We start from the raw sequence: 2,362 nt of genomic DNA, 5'->3' as shown, positions 1-2,362 counted from the left end.
TTCTACTCCTCTGTAAAACAAATTCGTGAAGCTGTTAGGGGGTTCATTAATTCAATTAACAAGGTCCCGGAACAGGTCATAAACAGGTTATGCCTGCGAATGTAAAATCATTATCGTAATCTATATAATAAACTTAAGGGAGACAATTTTTTCTTGCGTATAATCATAGAATCCTTTTCCTGATTTCTTACCTAAATACCCCGCTGTAACCATTTGCTCTAAAAGATAACATGGTCTATATCTTGAGTCCCCGGTTTTGTTATAAAGCATCTTGGTTTTTGCAAGATGTATATCTACACCAATTAAATCTATTAAAGCCAAAGGGCCTATTTTATGATTACATCCTAATACAATTGCTTTATCAATGTCTTCAACGCTAGCTATTCCTTCATGCAAAACCCAAACCGCTTCATTTAAAAGTCCTGCTAACACTCTACTTGTCAATCCTGCTGGTGCTTCCCGCTTCGTCACTACCGGGTCCTTACCTAATTTTAGGGCAACATCTCTAGCTTGCTCAATGATATTATCTTCTGTGTATAATCCAGGCATAATCTCCAGAAGTTTCATGATGTGCGCTGGGTTGAAGAAGTGGAACCCTATAACCCTGCTTGGATTTTCCAAGACACTGGCTATCTCTGTAATAGAACATGAAGTTGTATTAGAAGCTAGCACTACGTGAGACTTAGAATATTTTTCTAGTTTTTTGAAGGCTTCCTGTTTAATTTTTACATCCTCAATGATTGTTTCAATTATAAAATCAGCATTTTTACTGTCTTCTATGTCTATAGCTGGAATAATCCTACCAATAACTTCATTTGCTTCTTCTTCATTCATTTTTCCCATTTGGACTCGTTTATCAAGACCTTTCTTTATCATCGCAATACTTAATTCAACTTCCTCTGGGAATATTTCATTGCAAAAGTATACTTCAAATCCTGCTTGGGCTGCAGCCTGGGCGATTCCTCGGCCCATTGTACCTGTACCGTAAACAAATATATTTTTAACTGTCATTTTTTCATTCCTCCTCTGTTAAATCATTCTTTCTACAATCACTGCAACACCTTGGCCTCCACCGATACAAAGAGTTACTAAACCAGTTTCCTTATCTAAGTTCTTCATCGCATAAAGGAGAGTAGTAAGGATTTTTGTACCCGTTGCTGCAACAGGATGCCCCATGGCAATTGCTCCACCATATATGTTCAGCTTACTTCTATCAAGCTTTAATTCTCTGATACAGGCAATGACTTGTCCTGCAAATGCCTCATTTAGTTCTATTAAATCTATATCTTTTAAATCCATGCCTGCCTTTTTTAGTGCGATAGGTGTTGCAACAGCTGGCCCTAACCCCATATGCTTTGGTTCTAATCCGACGAAGGAATAAGATTTAATCATGGCTAATGGTTGCAGCCCAAGTTCTTTTGCTTTTTCAGCAGTAGTGATCACCACTGCTGAAGCTGCATCCGAAAGAGCGCAGCTATTTCCGGCAGTAACCGTATTACCTTCTGTAAATACAGATGGTAATTTTGCTAATCCTTCCAAAGAAGTTTCTTTGTGAACCTCATCGGTATCAAAGATTGTTATTCCTTTTTTTGATTTAATTTGTATGGGAACTATTTCTTCTTTGAAAACACCACTTTCAACAGCTCTTTTTGCCTTTAGTTGGGACTCTAGGGCAAATTCATCCTGTTCCTGTCTTGAAATACCATATTTTTTATTCAATAATTCACATGTATCTCCCATAAACATTTCTGCCAGAGGACATATAAAACCATCTTTATGTAATACATCATCTACTGCTTTTTGTCCCATTCTATGACCCCATCTAGCTTCCGGAAGAATATAGGGTGCATTACTTGGGGATTCAGCACCACCAGCAACTATTATATCCGTTTCTCCTGCACCTACGCTTAATACAGCTAGTTGCAGGGCTCTTAGGCTTGAGCCGCACCTCATATTTACTGTAAAAGCCGGCACACTTACAGGAAGTCCACCTTTAATTGTAGATATCCTTGCTGGATTTGCCCCTACTCCTGCTTGCCATCCGTTACCGAATATCACTTGGTCTACCATTTCACCGGTAATATTAGCTCTTTTAACAGCTTCTTTGATAACAACTGCTCCGAGCTCTGGAGCTGTTACCTTTTGTAAAGAACCCCCAAACTTTCCTCCTGCTGTTCTAACAGCACTGGCTATTACAACATTTCTCACTATCACACACCTCCATCTCAACAATTTGTTGGTGTTCAGCAAAGCTGAACCCCTTGATTTTATTTGATTTATAATAACTGGAAACAAGTAACTTCACCTCCCAGCCTCCAAACCTGCTAAAATAGTGATTTAGAAAGGGGATGAGGTCATTTGT

The 2,362-nt window shown here is 38.7% G+C and carries 2 protein-coding genes; both read right to left on the bottom strand.

The genetic code is table 11. The features are described 5' to 3' along the window. Positions 1–120: 120 nt before the first annotated feature. Positions 121–1,011: a 3-hydroxybutyryl-CoA dehydrogenase gene (locus HPY74_20785; GenBank protein NSW93043.1), complete on the bottom strand. Its 891-nt coding sequence runs from the start codon at positions 1,009–1,011 to the stop codon at positions 121–123. Positions 1,012–1,029: 18 nt separating this feature from the next. Next, positions 1,030–2,208 carry a thiolase family protein gene (locus HPY74_20780; GenBank protein ID NSW93042.1) on the bottom strand — a complete coding sequence of 393 codons (1,179 nt, stop codon included), beginning with the start codon at positions 2,206–2,208 and terminating at the stop codon, positions 1,030–1,032. Positions 2,209–2,362 lie beyond the last annotated feature (154 nt).

This window comes from Bacillota bacterium (genome assembly GCA_013314855.1).
GTDB lineage: Bacteria > Bacillota > Clostridia > Acetivibrionales > DUMC01 > Ch48.
This window is presented reverse-complemented; position numbering and strand designations above follow the sequence as displayed.